The following is an 18,113-nucleotide window of genomic DNA, read 5'->3' as shown; positions in this document are numbered from 1 at the left end:
CTAATAAAAGAAGTTTAATAAAATTACTGGCAAAGACATGTTATTTATAGGGAAGGCCTAGGTTTGATTTAACGTATCACCATTAATCTTCTACTTTGGCTACTCCATTAAATGCAAAAGCATTCAGACAACCCTTGTCGAGCCTAAATATGATTCTCCAATTCTAACTACAGCTACCTTATCCTACTACTCAAACAAAAGGTAAAGTACAATATACTTATTTTATCCCAGCAGCTAGTTAAAACCATAGTTCATTTTCATAAAACCCTAATGATAACCCCCTATTGTTTGCATAATCAAAATAATTTGCGTATTTTTTTTAAAAATTATATTTTTTAAGTCATTGATCCAACTGTATTAATTAGGCAATATGTACGTAAACCACGATTCACAACATTCTTTTTACGATGAGATGTATGATGAAGACCGAACATTGCGGGAGCATTATTCCAATTTCGGAGCATTCATTGAAAACATCTCAGCAAAAAAGCTCAACCAATTACAATTCTCTGCAGACAAGGCCCAAATGGCCATGGGTATGACTTTCAATGTTTACCACGACAAAGAAGGCGTAGAAAAGATACTGCATTTAGATATCCTTCCACGAATTATTCCCGGCAATGACTGGCAAAAAATAAACGATGGGCTGAAACAAAGAATTACTGCCTTAAACCTTTTCCTTCAGGACATTTACAACGAGCAAAAAATTCTTAAAGACAAAGTTGTTCCTGCCGATTTAATATTGGGAAGCAAGGATTTCTTAAAACCCTGTATAGGTTTAACCCCTCCAAAAGGCATTTGGTGTCACATTACAGGGACAGACTTGGTTAGAGATAATAATGGAGAATTTTATATTTTAGAGGACAATCTTCGCTGTCCCTCCGGAGTATCTTATATGCTGGAGAGTCGAGAAATCATAAAAAGTGCCTTTCCCAACCTATTCAATAAATTGGGGGTAAGACCTGTTTCAGATTATCCAACAAAACTCTTGGATATGCTTCAATTCTTATCGGACAAACCCAAACCGGTTATTGGCGTACTGACACCAGGAGTATATAACTCTGCCTACTTTGAACACTCTTACCTTGCCCAACAAATGGGAGCTGAGCTTGTTTCTGGAATGGATCTCCTGGTACAGGACAAGAAAGTGTACATGCAAACCACCAATGGTTTGGAGCAAATAGATGTGCTTTACCGAAGAATCGACGACACTTTTCTTGACCCCCTAGCATTTAACCCCGATTCGATGTTGGGCGTCCCGGGCCTTTTCGAAGCCTACAAAGCTGGGAATATAGCCCTTGCGAATGCACCGGGAACAGGAGTAGCCGATGACAAAGCTGTTTATGCATATGTGCCAAAAATAATAAAATACTATCTGGATCAAGATCCTATTCTCCATAATGTCCCAACATTTCTGTGCCGAGAAGAGAAAGACCGGGCACATGTTTTAGAAAACATCTCTGATCTTGTGGTGAAGGAGACCAATGCGGCAGGAGGTTATGGCATGATGATCGGGCCTAAAGTTGGTGCAGAAGAGCACGAAAAATTCAGACAATTGGTAAAGAAAAACCCTAACAACTACATAGCCCAGCCTACATTATCCCTTTCTACTGTACCCTCCTTAGTGGATCACAAAACAATAGAAGGCAGACATGTAGATTTAAGGCCATATGTATTGTATGGAAAGGAAGTAGAAGTAATACCCGGAGCCCTTACCCGGGTTGCATTAAAAAAAGGTTCTCTTGTAGTCAATAGTTCTCAAGGTGGCGGAAGCAAAGACACTTGGGTGCTATATTAATTTAAAACGAAACAATATGTTAAGTAGAGTTGCAAATTCAATTTACTGGCTGGGGAGATACATGGAGCGAGCAGAAAATTATGCCAGATTTATCAATGTAAATTTCAACCTTATGTTGGACTCACCGCCGGACCTAAAGGAGCAATGGGAACCTCTGATAATGGCCACCGGTGACCATGAACTATATAAGTCTCGAAACCAATCCTTTGACATGCATGAGGTTATCTATTTTTTAGCCTTTGATCAAAACAACCCGAATTCTATCATATCTTCTGTCTCTAATGCCAGGGAGAACGCCAGAATGATACGAGAAAACCTTACCAAAGAAACCTGGGAAAAACTAAATGAAACCTATCATTTTGTCAACAAAGCTGCCAATGGAAAAATCTGGAAAAAGGAAGACCCAAGAAATTTCTTTGAAGAAGTAAAATCTCAAATACTGTTGTCCTACGGCCTGGCGGATAATACCGTTGCCCGTACAGAAGGCTGGCACTTCAGACAACTGGGCCAATATTTGGAGCGAGCAGACAAAACTTCAAGGATTCTAGACGTCAAATACCATATCCTCCTCCCCTCTGCCGAGGAAGTCGGTTCCCCATTGGATTTCCTTCACTGGATGGCTTTACTAAAGTCTGTTACCGCTTTCAACACCTACAGGAGGCTTTATGGAAACATTTCTCCTTCAGGGGTAGTCGAGTTCTTGGTTTTAAATAAATACTTCCCGAGATCAGTTTTCTTTTGCTTGAAAGAAGCAGAAACATGTTTGTACAAAATCTCAAATTCAAGCGGTGAAGGGTATTCCAACAGTGCTGAAAAGGCAATGGGAGAATTGCGATCAAAATTAGAATTTGACGATGTCAATGATATCATATCCAACGGACTACACGAGTACATCGAACATATGCAAATAAAAATTAACGAAATCTCTAATAAAATAAACGACAATTATTTCCAAATAAAAGATAACTTTGCCAGCCAAACTATGGTACAAGAATGACTTTCTGCATTGGAATAAAAACAAAACATGGAATTTTAGGTTTGTCGGACACCAGAATTACTTCAGGTAATGACACAACCACCTCTAAAAAAGTATATACAGTTAATAGAAGAAACCATTCTTTCTTTATTATGACCTCCGGCCTCCGTTCTGTAAGAGACAAAGCCATTACTTATTTCGGAGAATTGATTGAAAAAAATGACTCCTCCTATGATAAGCTATACAAGGCTGTCAATGGTTTTGCCGATCAAGTAAAACGTGTAGCCGAAGAGGACAAGGACTCTTTAGAAAAGTCTGGTTTTTATTTCAATTTGTTTTCTATTATAGGCGGACAACTTGAAGAAGACAAGGAACCCAAACTCTATTTGCTTTACCCTCAAGGTAATTGGATAGAAATCAGGCAAGGAACACCATTTGTCATTATTGGAAATACCGGATTTGGCAACCCGGTACTAAGGCGGTCCCTAAAGTATGATGAACCATTACTACTTGCATTAAAAAGTGCATTCCTCGCTTTTGATGCTACTAGAATCAGTTCAAATGATGTGGATTACCCTGTAGACACGGTGGTATTGGAAAATGACAGTTACAATATCGTGGAAAATCGGTTCGAGCAAAATGAATTAAATCATCTTTCTGAATTCTGGAACGATTCATTAAAAAAAGTAATACATAATCTACCGGCAGATATTCTCAAAAAAGCATTTTCTCCGGAAAAGGTCGAAGACCATGACTAAGTAAACAATGAAAATGTTGTCTTTTCCCAAATAAAAAAAGCAATTATGCGCCTGAAAATACAACATATCACAACTTATGAATACCAAAAACTGGTCAGGTTAAACCCCCATCATTTTTACCTGAAACCCCTCCAGAGAAATTATTTGGAAGTCGAAACGTATGCTTTGGAAATCGACCCCAAACCTGAGGGAATGAATGAAAGGTACAGCATTGAAGGTAATCCCTATTTTCAAGCATGGTTTACCGGAGAGACTGAAAATATGGTGATTCAAGTGAATTTTCAGGTAAACACAAAGCATTTCAACCCTTTTCTATTTTTAATGGATCAATGGTTTTTGCAGCATTTCAACCCTGAAAATGAAACGCCTTTCGCTTACGAACCCAAGAACTGGCCCATACTCAAACCTTATCTGGATCATAGCAAAAACAATTTACTAAAAAGCTATGCGCTAGAAAAATTAAAAACCAATGATCCCATCCAGTTTTTAACCCAACTAAACGCAGCCATTCATGCTGATTGGCACCATATCATTCGAGAAGAAGAGAACCTCTGGTCTGCAGCCAGAACTTTTGCTGCAGGAAAAGGCTCATGCAGAGACCTTTCGTTTATGTTGATTGAAATGCTACGCCACGTAGGGCTTGCCGCAAGGTTTGTCAGTGGTTATGCATTTAACCCTGAATTGGAAGAAGGACATGAACTTCATGCATGGGTAGAGACCTACCTTCCCGGTGCCGGATGGGTAGGCCTGGATCCAAGTTTGGGGCTAATGGCTGATGAACATTACATCCCTATTGCGGCTAGTTTTCTTCCGGAAAACACCCTCCCGGTACATGGTACCTTTGGAGGAGAAGACCTCAAACCTTCCACATTACAAACCTCTGTAAGCATTCATCAGATTTGAAATAAATATTTATTTGCCCTTAAAAAAAACCACTGTAACAAAATTTTATTAACCTTTTAAGCATCCTTTCAGTTTAATAGAATAACACAAAAAATTCTATGAAAAAAGTGGGAGGCACAATATTTATTATCATTTTACTATCTATTATATTTTTTCTGGACTGGTATGTATTTCAAGGTATAAAAACCATTTTACCATCAGCCTATTTAGCCCCGGGAAAAACAATCTATTGGGTTCTAACCGCTGCAATAGCCATGTGGTTTGGGTATACTTTTTACACCATTATGCAGGAGGGTAAAATATCAACTTCATCTCAGCAATCACTCAATTGGTTTTTGGTTATTCTTGTAACCCAACTAACCATAGTCCTTTTCTTATTTGGGGAAGACCTGATAAGGGGCTTGGGTTCTGTTTACCGGTATGCTACCAATTCTTCCAGTGAAGGCACTTTAATGGCTTCTCGAAGAAAATTTGTTAGTCAGTTGGCGTTTGCCGTGGCAGCTATACCTATGACAGGCTTTATTTATGGGATTGTTAAAGGGAAATATGCCTTTAGAACGATCAGAAAAACCCTTTACTTTAAAGATTTGCCTGAGGCATTTGATGGGTTTACCATTACTCAGGTGTCAGACATTCATGCAGGTAGTTTTAAAGATATTCAAGCTGTAAAAAAAGGGGCAGAAATGGCAGCCGCTCAACAGTCTGATCTTTTTGTGTTTACGGGAGACCTGGTCAATCACAAAGCAGATGAAATTGATCCCATGATTGATATTTTCTCTCAAATCAAAGCTCCATACGGCCAGTTCTCTATTTTAGGCAACCACGATTATGGAGACTACACCTCTTGGCCAAGCCCGGAAGCAAAAGCTAAAAATCTTGAATCACTTAAGGGTAAACATAAAACTATGGGCTTCGATCTGCTGCTTGATGAAAGCAGAACCATAAAAAAAGACGGGCAAAAATTAAGTTTATTGGGTGTGGAGAATTGGGGATTGGGCTTCCAATCTAAGGGAGACCTAGAGAAATCCCTCAAAAATGTTCCTGACGATGCCTTTAAGGTCCTACTTTCACATGACCCTACCCATTGGGACGAACAAGTCAAAAACCACCCTAAAAACATTCATTTGACGCTTAGTGGTCACACTCATGGCATGCAAATGGGTATAGAGACACCATTTATCCGTTGGAGTCCTGCCCAGTACCGTTATACCAATTGGGCGGGTATTGCAGAACAAGCAGGGAAGTACCTCTATGTAAACCGGGGCTTTGGTTTTCATGCCTTTGCAGGTAGGGTGGGCATATGGCCGGAAATCACGGTAATAGAATTGAAAAAAGGCTAAGACAGCCCTTAGAAGGTCAATAATTTGATTGATCTTTATTATTGAAATTTCACAGCGCCACGCTGTCCGGCCAGAAAATAATAGGCAAGCGGCACAAAATACAATGCTGTAAAAGTACCTATGGTAAGGCCACCAATTACTGAGAAGACCAATGGTCTTTGCAAATCGGCTCCCAAACCCGCACTGAACACCACAGGCACCAACGCTAGAATTGTTGTAATGGATGTCATCACAATGGGCTTGAGTCTAATTTCTCCTGCACGGTACAATGCCTTGGTTAAGGCTTCTTTACCCAAGATTCCATTTGCTAGATTATTTACCCTTAGTCTATTGATAGTATCTATTTTAAGTATCGCATCATTAACCATAATCCCTAGCATTACCACCAAACCGATGGCTGACATTACATTTAGGGAGGTTCCGGTAAGCCATAATACCAAGAAAGCCCCTCCTACCCCTAGGGGTAGCGTAAATATCACAATTAGTGGTTGTAAAAAACTTTCAAACTGTGCTGCCAAAATAAAGTAAAGCAATAAAATGGAAACCATTAAAATACCCATTAGCTGTTTGATCGTTTCCTGATCTTTGAAATACTGACCGGAAAAATTCACTGAAAGGTTTTCATTTACTGCCCATGAACGAATATCATCCTCATAGTTTGTAGGTTCTTCAACATTGAGGTTTACGGATTGGAAAATACCCGACCTGTCAGCTGTTACAAACTTATAATGGGTATCGTAAGCAGAAGAAATAAATTCATCTAGTGCATAGGGTACCCCTTCTTCTCCATATATGAAATTCCGCCTCAAGAGGGATTGAAAATCAAATTGATCATTTTTCAAGCGTATAGGGATGATCTCTCCAAATTGCCGAATATCTGTAATCAAATAATCACCAAATAAACGCTCTATAGCTGTAATCAACTGATTGACATCGAGACCATAAAGGGCCAATTTCTCAAGATCAGTCTTAAAAATTACTGAAGCCCCCTCTTGTAAACCGGGCCCTTTGGACCAGTCTTTTACAGGAAACGCCTCCATTAATGCGTTCATTTGGTCGGGACCTACCGGTCTTTTTGTTTCTATATTCATAAATCGCACTTCGAAGTTTGGCCGATTTGAACTAAATAACTGATCGAAAGCATTTGGCGCGTCTCTTATTTCGATACTGGCTTGAGGGAATTGTTGAAGGAAGAAGTGCTGAAGTTGTCTTGCTACATTTTCTTTGTCAGTTTGATTGGCAAACATCAGGTAAAGATCGGACTGTTGAATGGCATTTTCGCCCTCATACAGTATAAATTGCCTTAGTCCTACATCACTTTCCGCAACAGTAAATTTACCATCCAGTTGCTCCAACAAATGCTGAATTCGGTTTTTGTTTTGGCTTGCACTGATCGGTTCATTCCAATCCAATGAAATTAGTACATCAAACTTTTCTATGGCTGGTAAACCTTCTACTTTTAAGAACTGAACGGATGCCAAAAGTAAAGGTATCAATAGGAACAAAACCACCAATGACAAACCCGGCCGAGAAAAAAACCTTTTAAACAATTGTTTATACCCTTTAAGCATTCCTTTAAAAAGGCGACTATCCTCTTTAAAAGAACCTTTGGCTTTATTCTTAAATAAAAGAAAATACAATAAGGGCAGTAGAATAAAAGCCACCAATAATGACACCGACAAGATCGCTGCCACTGAAACTGCCTGATCATAAAACAAGGCTCCTGCCACACCACTTAAAAACACCAAGGGAACAAATACTGCCAAGGTAGTGAGTACTGAACTTATCAGGGCAGACTGCACCTCGTTTACCCCAACCACACAAGCCTCAAACAATGGCAAACCCTCTTCTCTCTTTCGGTTAATATTGTCCAGTACAATGATTGCATTGTCAATGAGCATTCCTAAGCCTAAAGCCAGGCCACTTAAAGAAATCACATTAATGGAAATATTAAAAAAATAGAATACCATAAAACTAATCACCAGCGAAGCCGGCAAACTAATACCTATGATAATTGGCATGCGGTAATTGCCCATAAATACAAAGAGAATAGCAAAGGCAAACAATCCACCAAAAAACAAACTGGTTTGGAGGTTGTTGATTCCCGCATTGAGAAGTGAAGATTGGTCTTGGGTCAATTCAAAATTTACTTGCGGGTAATCTTCTTTAAACAATGCCACCGCCTCATAAATTAGGGGCATGGTTTCATTCATTTTTGCTGCAGTCTGTTTATGCACTGTTACCACCAAGCTTTCTTTACCGTCAAATAAATGATACCCGGTTGGCTTAGTTAAGGTATGATTAACCTTTGCAATCTTTGATAGTAAAACTGTATTTCCTTCGGGTCCCCTTACCGGTAGATTTCCCACGTCTTCTGCCGTCTCCAGCTTGCTGGCCAGTCGCAAGTAATACCTAAACTGTCCATCTTCTACGCTAATTCCGGGAAGCTCTCTGTTTCCGTCCTGAATGGCCTGAACTAAATCGGATTCTTTAAAACCCAAACCCGCCATTACAGCTTTGTTGGGTGTTACAGAAATGGCTTTCTCTTGGCGCCCATTTATGTCTACAAGGGCAACCCCATCCAGTTGTTCCAAGCGCTTTTTGATTACGTTCTCTGTAAGCAATGAAACTTCCGCATAATCCACCCCTTCCTTTGGAATAATTTGCACCCGAACAATAGGAATATCATTGGAATTGATCCGGACAACCTGTGGTCTGGGCATCTCATCGGGCAAACTATTGGTCAATCGATCAATTTTTTCATTGACTTCGATATAAGCCAACTCCATTTTTGTTTGAAAATCAAAAGTCAAACGAACATTCCCGACTTCAGAACCTGCTTTGCTTTCAATATCCTGAAGCCCATTTAAGGTAACCATGCCTTCCCTGATGGGCTTTAGTACATTTTGTTCTATGGACTCCGGTGAAGAGTTGGGATAATTTACTTTAATGACAATTTGCGGCACATCTATGGGTGGCAACAAAGAGATCGGCAGTGTCCTAAACATTATTACACTGAAAATAAGCAATGCCAAAAAAGTCATGCCAACAGCTATGGGACGCGAGAGTAAAAACTTTACCATATCCTATTCGGTTGAAACTTGAACAGGAGCCTGATGAGCCAATTGAACATTATTGCTTACAATCACTGTACGGTCAGCTTCCAGCCCATCCAAAACCTCCACTTCTCTACCATTGTCTTTCCCCACCTCCACATAATTCCAGATGGCCTCATTATTATCAATAGTAAAGACTACGGGCCTACCGGAACGGTATACTACAGCTTCTTTTGGCACCACTAAATTATTGTTTTGAGGAGCTCTTATCACTGCTCTGGCATTCATCCCCGGCAATAAACCTCCTCCTTTGCTTAGTTTTAAAGTAACTTGAACCAGTCCGTTTTCATCTACTTTTGGATTAATGCTAATCACTGTACCGGTAATGCTATCTCCTAAACCGGAGACAGGATATATTTCTGCCTTTTGTCCCTTTTTCACAAAGGAAATATCAGACTCCAAAACTTTGACTTTCATTTCCAATAAGGAAGTGCTTAGAACCAAGCAAATTTCGTCTCCGGCATTCACCAAACTACCCTTTTTTAACTTTAAATCTGCAATTGCTCCGGATATTGGTGCTTTAACTTCCGTCTTGTCTAGGTTTATTTCTGCCTCTCTTACTGCAATTTCAGCGGCCAATAAGCCACTGGAAGCCCTCCAATATTCATCCCTTGCCTCTTTGTCCAAATCTTCAGAAAAAGTAGTTTCAACTGTAGAAGTAATTTTTCGGCTTTCATATTCTGCACGCGAAGAGCGTAAATTTACCTGAGCTTTCTCCCATTCCAACTGACTGTCGGTTTTATCAAGTAGGGCAATTATCTGCCCTTCCTTAACTTGTTGTCCTTCCACTACCTTTAATTCTATTAAATAACCACTTCGCTCAACAATAGACATCACTTGATTTTCAGCTTCAATTTTTCCAGTCGCATTGATTAGGTAATCAAAAGACTTTTTTTCTGACAAGCCCACCTTTACGGAAGTGGCTTGAACTTCATCCCTGAAAGTCTCCATGGGAATTTCCTCTTTCTCCTTGGCTTCTTCACCGCAAGCGGAAAAGATAACGAGGGAACAAAATAAGAGTGCTTTGTTCATGTCTTTTATTGGCTAAAGGGTTAATATTATTTTGAAGAAAATTTGGAAAGATTATAATTAACTAAATATTTAAATCTCATGCAAACATTGGCTTTATTTTTTATCTAAAAACCTCTAAAAATTAAATTTAGCCTCTGAGAATCATACAAAAACCCACCGTCTCATTGTTTTGAGAAAAAGAATTAACCCGGATTACGCAAATGGATTTCCTGAACTTTCTCAAGGACTGTTGCAATCGCAAGAAAATCTCCAAATAAATACTGAAGTGAACTATGAAAAACCTATCACAGCCACATAAATCTGCAAAGTACCATAAAGCAATTGGCCTTAAACAAAAAAATCCGGACTGAGTGAATCAATCCGGATCAATAATTTTAGCTTATTCTTTATGCTATTTCAGCACTTTTTCATCGGCATGCATAAAATTAGGATCATCCTCTTTATAATTTACATGGATTATGGAACTCGCCTTGTGCAACAATGCTTTACTCGATGAGTCTAAATGTCTCACATAAACAGTTTTCCCCAATTTATTGTATCGTTCTGTCACTTTATGTACAGCTTCCAAACCGGAATGATCCACGATCCTACTCTCTTCAAAATCTATAATGATTTCATCAGGGTCATTCAGAGGGTCGAATTTCTCACCAAAAGCGGTTACTGAGGCAAAAAACAAAGGACCGAAAATTTCATAATGCTTGACACCATTATCGTCCATACGTTTTCTGGCTCGAATCATTTTAGAATTTTTCCAAGCAAAAACCAATGCCGCAATGATCACACCTATCAATACAGCCAAAGCAAGGTTGTGCAAGAATACAGTTACCAGTGTTACCAAAATCATAACCAGTACATCTGATTTAGGCACTTTTCTAAATACCCTTAAAGAGGCCCATTCAAAAGTCCCAATGGCCACCATAAACATTAGCCCGACAAGTGCTGCCATAGGCACCATTTCTATATACGAAGAAAAGAATAAAATAAAGGTAAGTAGACCAAGCGCTGCCACAATCCCCGAAAGTCGGTTTCTTCCTCCTGCATTCACATTGATAAGGGATTGACCGATCATGGCACATCCTCCCATTCCACCAAAAAATCCTGTGGTAACATTTGCTACTCCCTGCGCGATACATTCCTTATTTCCGCTTCCTCTTGTCTCCGTAATCTCATCTACAAGGGTTAAAGTAAGTAAACTTTCAATCAACCCAACGCCGGCCATTATCGCAGAATAAGGTAAAATGATCCAGAAGGTCTCCATAGACAAAGACACCAATGGAATGTGAAATTGTGGCAAACCACCTGAAATAGAGGCCATGTCCCCTACAGTCCTAGTGTCTAACCCACCAAAAATCACAATCAGCGTAACCACTAGTATGGCTGCCAAAGCCGAAGGAATTACTTTCGTTAGCTTAGGAAGGTATTTGATGATAATCATGGTTACAAGCACCAATCCCAACATAAGGTAAAGCGGAGTACCAGTCATCCATTCTGTAACCCCTTGCGCATTTACTGTCTTGAACTGTGCAAACTGAGCCGTAAAGATGATGATTGCCAAACCATTCACAAAACCAAACATCACAGGATGAGGCACCAAGCGAATCAATTTCCCCAATTTCAACACCCCTACTAAAATCTGGATCAGCCCCATTAAGACCACAGCGGCGAAAAGGTATTCCACCCCATGATCAATCACCAAAGCCACCACTACCACAGCTATGGCTCCGGTAGCTCCTGAGATCATCCCCGGTCTACCACCTAAAATAGAGGTAATCAAACCAATGATAAAAGCAGTATACAAGCCTATCAACGGGCTTACCCCTGCAATCAAAGAAAATGCTACTGCTTCGGGCACCAAAGCCAGGGCAACAGTTAAGCCTGAAAGCACTTCATCTTTGATATTGGCTTCCTTTGGTCTGAATAAGTTGTAAAAGGCCTGAGTCATAGGTCTGTAAAATTGATGATGAAATTAATAAATTGATTAATTTAAAAAATTAGGATTTTGGGTGATTCCCATAGAGGAAATAAGGCGCAAAGATATTAAAAATATATTTAATTAAAATATTATTTGGTCTTTTAGAGAGGGAATAAACTGAATGTAAGCGAAATAGCCTGTTTATCTACAAGCCCTTAACATAATTATAAATCAATTGGCTAATTCTGGCAATACTCTCTTTACCAACTTCCTCATCTGCAAGGTTTTTAGTTAAAATAACCAATACGTACCGCTTGCCTTCGGGAAGCTCTAATATGGCAGCGTCATGCTGCACCCCAGTAATGGAGCCTGTTTTATGCGCTACTTTGACTTCTTTTGGCAAATATTTAGGGATTAAATCATTGAAATGCTGGTCCGAAAGGATATGCATCATATTTTGGGACCCGGCTACCTTGTGCCTGGCAATGGCTTCCATGATAAGCATCATATCTAGGGCAGTAGTGGTATTGCTTAGCCCTGCATCATAGGCTTTGAGATCCTCTACACCTCTAAGCACCTGAATATCATCAGCCCCTAATTCACGCATCAATTGCGTAACATTTGCCGCTCCCACCTTTTCTATCAGGATATTGGTGGCCAAATTGCTACTTCGAACAATCATCTCATACATCAACTCATATAGGCTTGCATTCTCACCTATTCGCTTATACAAGGCCTCTTGGCTATCTACCCCCAAGTCCATTTTGTAAAGGCTTCCATCAAGAATACTTTTAAAAGAATTTCGAATCAAGATTGAATCCTTCAAAGAAAACTTACCTGCTGCTTCCTGCTCAAACAAGGCTATCATAACCGGGGTTTTCATGGTGCTTGCTGCATGAAACGATTCTTTTTCATTGAGAAACAATCCATTTCCACCACCATCCAATAACCTGAAAGCTAGGGCAAAATCCCCTTCTGTTTTATTTATTAGCTTTCTAATTTCTTGGTCCAGCTTAGACAAGCTTTGTTTTTCTTTTGCATTATTGCAAGATAATAGAAGAAATAAGGGAATTAGCAGGTAAAATTTCATAGGAATAGGTCTGTTAGAGTAAGAAAAGAACCCAGGCCATTACCGCTAAAAAAGCCAATATTGGCCCCAGAAATATAAAGAACAGGCCACCAGTACGGAAGTCTTTCTGTTCCACCAAGCCTGTAGCAAAGGCAATGGCATTTGCCGGCGTGGACACGGGAAGTAATAAAGAACAAGAACAACTTATCGCAACCATTACAGGTCCGGCAATTCCGTAAATTCCCGGTAAGGCCAAACTAAGAGGAACCAAAATTGAGGCTGCTGCTGTATTGCTCATTACGTTGGAAAGTAAAACTGCCACCAAACAAAAGATAATGGCGATAAAAACCCTTGGCAATGGCAAGGCGTTGATTTTCACCATGACAATTTCGGCCAGCCCCACTTCTACCAGCGCAATGCCAAGGGCGAGTCCTCCAGCCACTAACATCAGGGTATCCCAAGGCAGGCTTCGTACATGTTCAGAATGGATGACTTGGGTCATGGTGAGCAATACGATGGGAATGGCAGAGGTGGCAGCAACAGGTATGCCATGCAATGGCTCTGTTAACCACATCAAGACAGTAAACGATAAAGTGAATATAACGGCATTCTTTTCAAAAGGCCTGACCTTACCTTTGCCTTTGGGAAGGAGTGATAGGTCAAGTGTTACCGATGAAAAGTCTCTGGTTTTGCATAGGAATTTCCAAAAAAGCCAAACCAATATCAGTCCGGTAGGAAAGCCTACCACCATCCAATCAATAAAAGTGATATTTACCCCTTTCTCTTGTAAAGCGCCTACTGCAATAGCATTGGGCGTGCTTCCAATGATTGTACCAACCCCTCCTACAGAAGCTGCAGCCGGTATTGCTGTCAATAAAGCTTTACCATAGGGTGAGTTTTTTCCAATTATCCGGACCAGAGGTAAAATCGAAGAAATCATCATGGCTGTGGTTGCAGTATTGGACATGATCATACTGGCAATGGCAGTTGTCATCATCATACCAAGGAGCAAACCTTCCGGTTTATGACCAAATTTATTGACCGTAAACTGAAAAAGCTGTCGATCAAGTTCTACCAAACTCATGGCTTTTGCTAAAAAAAAGCCACCGAGTAAAAGCCAAATCACATTGCTTGTCCAAGTACTCACATAGAGTTCCGGAGGCATGGTTTTATCAAAAAAGAAATCTGTGCTAAATCCAAGTAAGAGGGTGGCAATAATAAAGATCCCTACGGCAAAAGGAGGCAAGGCTTCAGATATCCATAAGCCTATGGCCAAAATACTGATAAAAAATACAAAATTGACGGGAGCATCGTATCCTATCTTGCTAAAAAAATAGCTGATTAAAAGTGCTATCAGGAAATTTCCTACAAAGGTGGAAGTACTAAAAATCCAATTCAACTTTAGCTTCTTGTATAGATTTCTGGCACCACTTCTAGAATCAGCTTCAAACATGAACAATTAGAAATTTATGGAAAAACAAGGTTAGCCCCCTAGCGAGCGAGTGATCGAAATATCCTACTGGATTCGGAGCAACCACGAAGCAATTTAAGCTGAAATATGGAATACATAAATGATTAGGTACAAAAAATCAAGACAAATCTCTCAAAAGGAGATAGTCCCTTTTTAGAAAGGTACAGTAATACCATTAAATTTGGAATAATAGTGCAATGAAACTTTTTATAGTGCCTAACGACAGCTGTACCGCATAGGCACATTATCCTACCATTGAAGTATTCCAATATTAATAAACCCTAGTAAATTACCGATTGAAATAAAAATATTTTAAAAAAACAGGCAAGAAAAATCCAAACAGCAGGGTGTCTTCGTATATGCTATAAAATATTCAATAAAACAGGAGTGATAAAAAAATTAACAGCCTTAAAAACACTTCTGATAAAATCATTTTTTCATCTTTTTATTTCAAAGGCCATGGCTACGACTCCATGGCCTTTTTTTTACAATTTAGTTAGGGAAGAAATTTAGGTCATGGATCAGAATCTTCGTTTTGGGCTTTCCGTTTCCATCGCCTTACACCTAAAGTCACAGCTAAGCTGAAGAGCACTTGATTATTATGGTTAAGTTTTAAGGCAAAACATAGCATGGCTAGTTAAGGGATAGTAGGCGAATTAAAAATTTTTAGGTTTTGGAACCAAATTTGTGTTAGTTTTGTCAACTTAATTCAAATGGGGCTGACCGGTTTTGACAGTAGGAGTGAAGATTGGGCTCGCATGCAGGCTGGAGTATGTACGGCCTTGAAAGATTCATACAAATCCTAATTGGCGAAGATAATTACGCCATGGCTGCCTAATCTTACCCTTAGGGGAATAGATAATGCTTAAAGGGTTGAGCTTCGATAGATGCTCCCCGGCCACATCCCACCATCCGTTGCGCTGTCCGGATGGATTTGGGGTGTCGACTTGACAGTGCTGCTCTCTGTGATGCTGCTAAGCAGGGCTAAGATCAGCAGATAAGCCGAAAGTAGGTGTGTCAACCAGCGGTTTTCGGTCGACAATTCAATAGTTGACTAAGCATGTAGACGGTACGGTGTTTCCCTATCTGGACGCGGGTTCGACTCCCGCCAGCTCCACAAAAAAAGCCCTGATTACTTTAGAAGGTAGTCAGGGCTTTTTTTTTTATTATTACTGCCACTAAACAATCTTAGAAATAACAAAATCCCCCAATCAAAAAAAAGAGCTTGTCCAGACCAAAGTCGGGAGGGAATTCTGACGCAAACATTCTAAAATATCAAGTTGAAATAGAATTACTTTCCCGTATAAATCCCCCTGCCCCCTTGAAGGGGGAGTTGCTGAAATGCGAATTTTATGTTGATTGGATTTAAATTCATCGGGCTGAGAAAGCGAACGGGTATACCGTATCCGTTGACTCCCAATGTGACAAAATCCCCAAAAGGGGGAGAAAGGGGGGGGGGTCCTGATCTGCTTTTTCTGTGGCTATCTAATGGAGGATGCTGCTTGACCAAATAAACGTCACCTTTCCTGATGGGATCAAATGTTTTCCTATTCCTTTTCCATATTCTCCTTTACCTGTTCATCAAATGCTTCCAATATCCCTGAAGGCAGCTTGGCTTTTTCTTTCCATGCCTCATCACCATATACCCCACTTTCATCAAGGTCAAATGGTTTAAAGTCTATGCGCTTAATGGCTTTTTTGCTTCTGAATTCGAAGTTGAAGTTTTTAGGATCTTTAAATCGCGGATCTAAAATAAGACTGTGTTGGTCATGCCCGAATTTTTGCCATTCTGAAAAGCTTTTACCGTTAAAATCGTACTCCTCTCCTCCCGTATTCCAATACATATTATGATCCATGGCAATGTCAATCTTTTCCCAGGCACCTTGCAACACAACGCCTTCATCGAAGACGATAATATTGTTCATAAAATCAAAAGACCTGTGCTCTTCCACCCGTGTACATTGGGCTTGGTACATTTTAGCATAGGCAAAAATATTATTTCGAATGGTATTGTTTGCTCCGTAATGTTGATGAAAACCGCCGGTTTTGGTACTGTAAACCAGGTTATTTTCCATTACAATATCAGAGGAACCTTCATCTGTATACAAGCCCCAACCACCATAGGAGTAGGCATGTACATGATGAACAATATTATTACTGATGACTGTTCCTTCTGATTTACCCAGGGTATAAACCGCTGCCATATCACTAAGCAGGGTCCAACCAATATGGTGGATATGATTGTTAACTACCTTATTCCTTTTGGCGTTGCTTTCGCCATATCCCCAAACCCAGCCAACTGAAATTCCGGTATAATAAAAATTACCTATATCGTTGTGGCTGATTTCATTGTCAGAACTATGGCCTACCCATACGCCTACTGCGGAAGGATATTCCAAACCTCCGGTCTGCAGGATATTATTGTGCAGTTTTATATGGGAAGTATGGTTTTCACCTTTTTGGGGTCGGAAGTCTCCAAGGTAAATTCCTCCTCCACCCAAATCATATAAATAACTGCGTTCAACCGTAGAATTATGGCAGGCCTTGCCATACCACAAGGCGTGTTGTCCAGTTTTAGAAATTTCACAATTTACAAAATCAACATGGTTTGCACCTTCTAGCATCACTGCCGCATTGATTAAAGCAGCCGCCTGATTGGGCTCAGAACCGGTGGGAGGAACCGCATAATGGCAATGCATAAAAGAAAGACCTTCAAATCGGACATGCTCAACGGGCTTCCCATTGGCAGCATCTCCTTTTACCAATACCAAGTTTTCCAGCACGGGTGCAAATACTTCCGCATTCTCGGGTTGCTCTCCGGGACGAGGAATATAATACAAAGTGCCTTCAGGATTTAAAAACCACTCTCCTGCTGCATCCAAAGCGGCAGCAAAATTTTCAAATACAATCCTACCTCCCTCCTTAATGGGGTTCCAAGGTTTCATTCCTTTACCGGAAGTAAACACGCGGGCACTGTCTCTGTCCAATTTATCAATGTGGCGCATGGTGAAATCCCACTTGTGGTAGGTTCTGAAACGAACATTCCCTAGTTCCTGATCGGTAATCCCTTCCAAATGGGCAAAGTTTTCTTCGTCAAACGAAAGCACCTGCTCGGCTTTTTGTACCACCCTGCCGGCACCTTTGATCCAATCATTTTGCTTCACTGCGCTTATGTGCATAAAATCTTCATTGGGGGTACGTGCCAAAGTTGCCCTTTTCCCGTTGACATACAACTGGTCAAATCGCCATTTATAAAGGCGACTTTCCGGCACATCCAGTTCCCATACACCTTGGGCATTTGCTTTAAATCCGATTAGTTTTTTACCACCGCTGAATATTGGTTTTTCATCTTGATAGGCCTTATACACCACGGGAGCTTCTTCCGAGCCTCCATCTTGAGGGTACAATTCAAAGGGAGCTGACATCTGGTATTCTCCTCCACGTATCAGCACGGTAACCGGACCGGTAAACCCAGTATTCTTTTTGTGATTTCTAATCCAATCACGAGCGCCAATAAGACTTGCCAATGGTTGGTCCATTGTGCCCTCGTTCTTATCGTCTCCATTTGGGGCTACATAAATCGTGAGCTCGTTTTTATTAATTTGGCTTGCCGATGCAAAGGCGTTGGGATTAAATTGAATAAACAAAAACAATAAAATCCCAATAGCACTACTAATTTTTATATAATTCATTGTTTTTTTCCTTTGGTAAGCCAATTTACAATTATAGGACAAACAT

At 40.2% G+C, this 18,113-nt stretch carries 11 protein-coding genes and 1 other RNA gene; 6 read left to right on the top strand and 6 right to left on the bottom strand.

Translation table 11 applies throughout. From position 1 onward, the window contains the following. The first annotated feature begins 370 nt into the window (after nt 1-370). The 5 genes from Q4534_RS03050 (at nt 371) to Q4534_RS03030 (ending at nt 5,775) form a co-directional block, all read left to right on the top strand. Nucleotides 371-1,798, top strand: coding sequence for a circularly permuted type 2 ATP-grasp protein (locus tag Q4534_RS03050; RefSeq protein ID WP_303611701.1), 1,428 nt, complete (start codon nt 371-373; stop codon nt 1,796-1,798). Between the two features lie 16 nt (nt 1,799-1,814). Then, entirely contained in the window at nt 1,815-2,795 is a 981-nt protein-coding gene (locus Q4534_RS03045; RefSeq protein ID WP_303611700.1) for an alpha-E domain-containing protein, read from the top strand. After that, entirely contained in the window at nt 2,792-3,532 is a 741-nt protein-coding gene (locus Q4534_RS03040; protein WP_303611699.1) for a peptidase, read from the top strand. The genes Q4534_RS03045 and Q4534_RS03040 overlap by 4 nt, the downstream gene beginning before the upstream one ends. Before the next feature lie 45 nt (nt 3,533-3,577). Continuing rightward, complete coding sequence (locus Q4534_RS03035; protein WP_303611698.1) at nt 3,578-4,435, top strand: transglutaminase family protein; 858 nt, start codon at nt 3,578-3,580, stop codon at nt 4,433-4,435. A gap of 98 nt (nt 4,436-4,533) precedes the next feature. Beyond that, nucleotides 4,534-5,775 (top strand): metallophosphoesterase, encoded by a 1,242-nt coding sequence (locus Q4534_RS03030; protein ID WP_303611697.1) that lies wholly within the window; start codon nt 4,534-4,536, stop codon nt 5,773-5,775. Nucleotides 5,776-5,813: 38 nt separating this feature from the next. Here Q4534_RS03030 and Q4534_RS03025 read toward each other — a convergent pair whose 3' ends face one another. From Q4534_RS03025 to Q4534_RS03005, 5 genes are all read right to left on the bottom strand, one after another. After that, nucleotides 5,814-8,858: an efflux RND transporter permease subunit gene (locus Q4534_RS03025; protein ID WP_303611696.1), complete on the bottom strand. Its 3,045-nt coding sequence runs from the start codon at nt 8,856-8,858 to the stop codon at nt 5,814-5,816. Between the two features lie 3 nt (nt 8,859-8,861). Next, nucleotides 8,862-9,923, bottom strand: a complete 1,062-nt coding sequence (locus tag Q4534_RS03020) for an efflux RND transporter periplasmic adaptor subunit (RefSeq protein WP_303611695.1) — start codon at nt 9,921-9,923, stop codon at nt 8,862-8,864. A gap of 391 nt (nt 9,924-10,314) precedes the next feature. Continuing rightward, nucleotides 10,315-11,865, bottom strand: a complete 1,551-nt coding sequence (locus tag Q4534_RS03015) for a SulP family inorganic anion transporter (protein ID WP_303611694.1) — start codon at nt 11,863-11,865, stop codon at nt 10,315-10,317. A gap of 175 nt (nt 11,866-12,040) precedes the next feature. Next, a complete protein-coding gene (locus Q4534_RS03010; protein ID WP_303611693.1) occupies nt 12,041-12,925 on the bottom strand; it encodes a serine hydrolase in 885 nt (294 codons plus the stop codon). 13 nt (nt 12,926-12,938) lie between these two features. After that, nucleotides 12,939-14,357 (bottom strand): DASS family sodium-coupled anion symporter, encoded by a 1,419-nt coding sequence (locus Q4534_RS03005; RefSeq protein WP_303611692.1) that lies wholly within the window; start codon nt 14,355-14,357, stop codon nt 12,939-12,941. Between the two features lie 733 nt (nt 14,358-15,090). Here Q4534_RS03005 and ssrA point away from each other — a divergent pair. After that, nucleotides 15,091-15,495: a transfer-messenger RNA gene (gene ssrA / locus Q4534_RS03000) on the top strand. A gap of 427 nt (nt 15,496-15,922) precedes the next feature. Here ssrA and Q4534_RS02995 read toward each other — a convergent pair. Further along, a complete protein-coding gene (locus Q4534_RS02995; protein ID WP_303611691.1) occupies nt 15,923-18,067 on the bottom strand; it encodes a right-handed parallel beta-helix repeat-containing protein in 2,145 nt (714 codons plus the stop codon). Between the last annotated feature and the right edge of the window lie 46 nt (nt 18,068-18,113).

Source organism: Cyclobacterium sp. 1_MG-2023 (assembly GCF_030546805.1).
Lineage (GTDB): Bacteria > Bacteroidota > Bacteroidia > Cytophagales > Cyclobacteriaceae > Cyclobacterium.
The sequence above is the reverse complement of the archived record's forward strand: the minus strand, read 5'-3'. Positions and strand labels throughout refer to the sequence as shown.

What these genes read in the sequence shown, in the direction of transcription:
- Q4534_RS03050 (WP_303611701.1), top strand. Translation starts at nt 371, where the DNA reads ATGTACGTAAACCACGATTCACAACATTCTTTTTACGATGAGATGTAT.
- Q4534_RS03045 (WP_303611700.1), top strand. Translation starts at nt 1,815, where the DNA reads ATGTTAAGTAGAGTTGCAAATTCAATTTACTGGCTGGGGAGATACATG.
- Q4534_RS03040 (WP_303611699.1), top strand. Translation starts at nt 2,792, where the DNA reads ATGACTTTCTGCATTGGAATAAAAACAAAACATGGAATTTTAGGTTTG.
- Q4534_RS03035 (WP_303611698.1), top strand. Translation starts at nt 3,578, where the DNA reads ATGCGCCTGAAAATACAACATATCACAACTTATGAATACCAAAAACTG.
- Q4534_RS03030 (WP_303611697.1), top strand. Translation starts at nt 4,534, where the DNA reads ATGAAAAAAGTGGGAGGCACAATATTTATTATCATTTTACTATCTATT.
- Q4534_RS03025 (WP_303611696.1), bottom strand. Translation starts at nt 8,858, where the DNA reads ATGGTAAAGTTTTTACTCTCGCGTCCCATAGCTGTTGGCATGACTTTT.
- Q4534_RS03020 (WP_303611695.1), bottom strand. Translation starts at nt 9,923, where the DNA reads ATGAACAAAGCACTCTTATTTTGTTCCCTCGTTATCTTTTCCGCTTGC.
- Q4534_RS03015 (WP_303611694.1), bottom strand. Translation starts at nt 11,865, where the DNA reads ATGACTCAGGCCTTTTACAACTTATTCAGACCAAAGGAAGCCAATATC.
- Q4534_RS03010 (WP_303611693.1), bottom strand. Translation starts at nt 12,925, where the DNA reads ATGAAATTTTACCTGCTAATTCCCTTATTTCTTCTATTATCTTGCAAT.
- Q4534_RS03005 (WP_303611692.1), bottom strand. Translation starts at nt 14,357, where the DNA reads ATGTTTGAAGCTGATTCTAGAAGTGGTGCCAGAAATCTATACAAGAAG.
- Q4534_RS02995 (WP_303611691.1), bottom strand. Translation starts at nt 18,067, where the DNA reads ATGAATTATATAAAAATTAGTAGTGCTATTGGGATTTTATTGTTTTTG.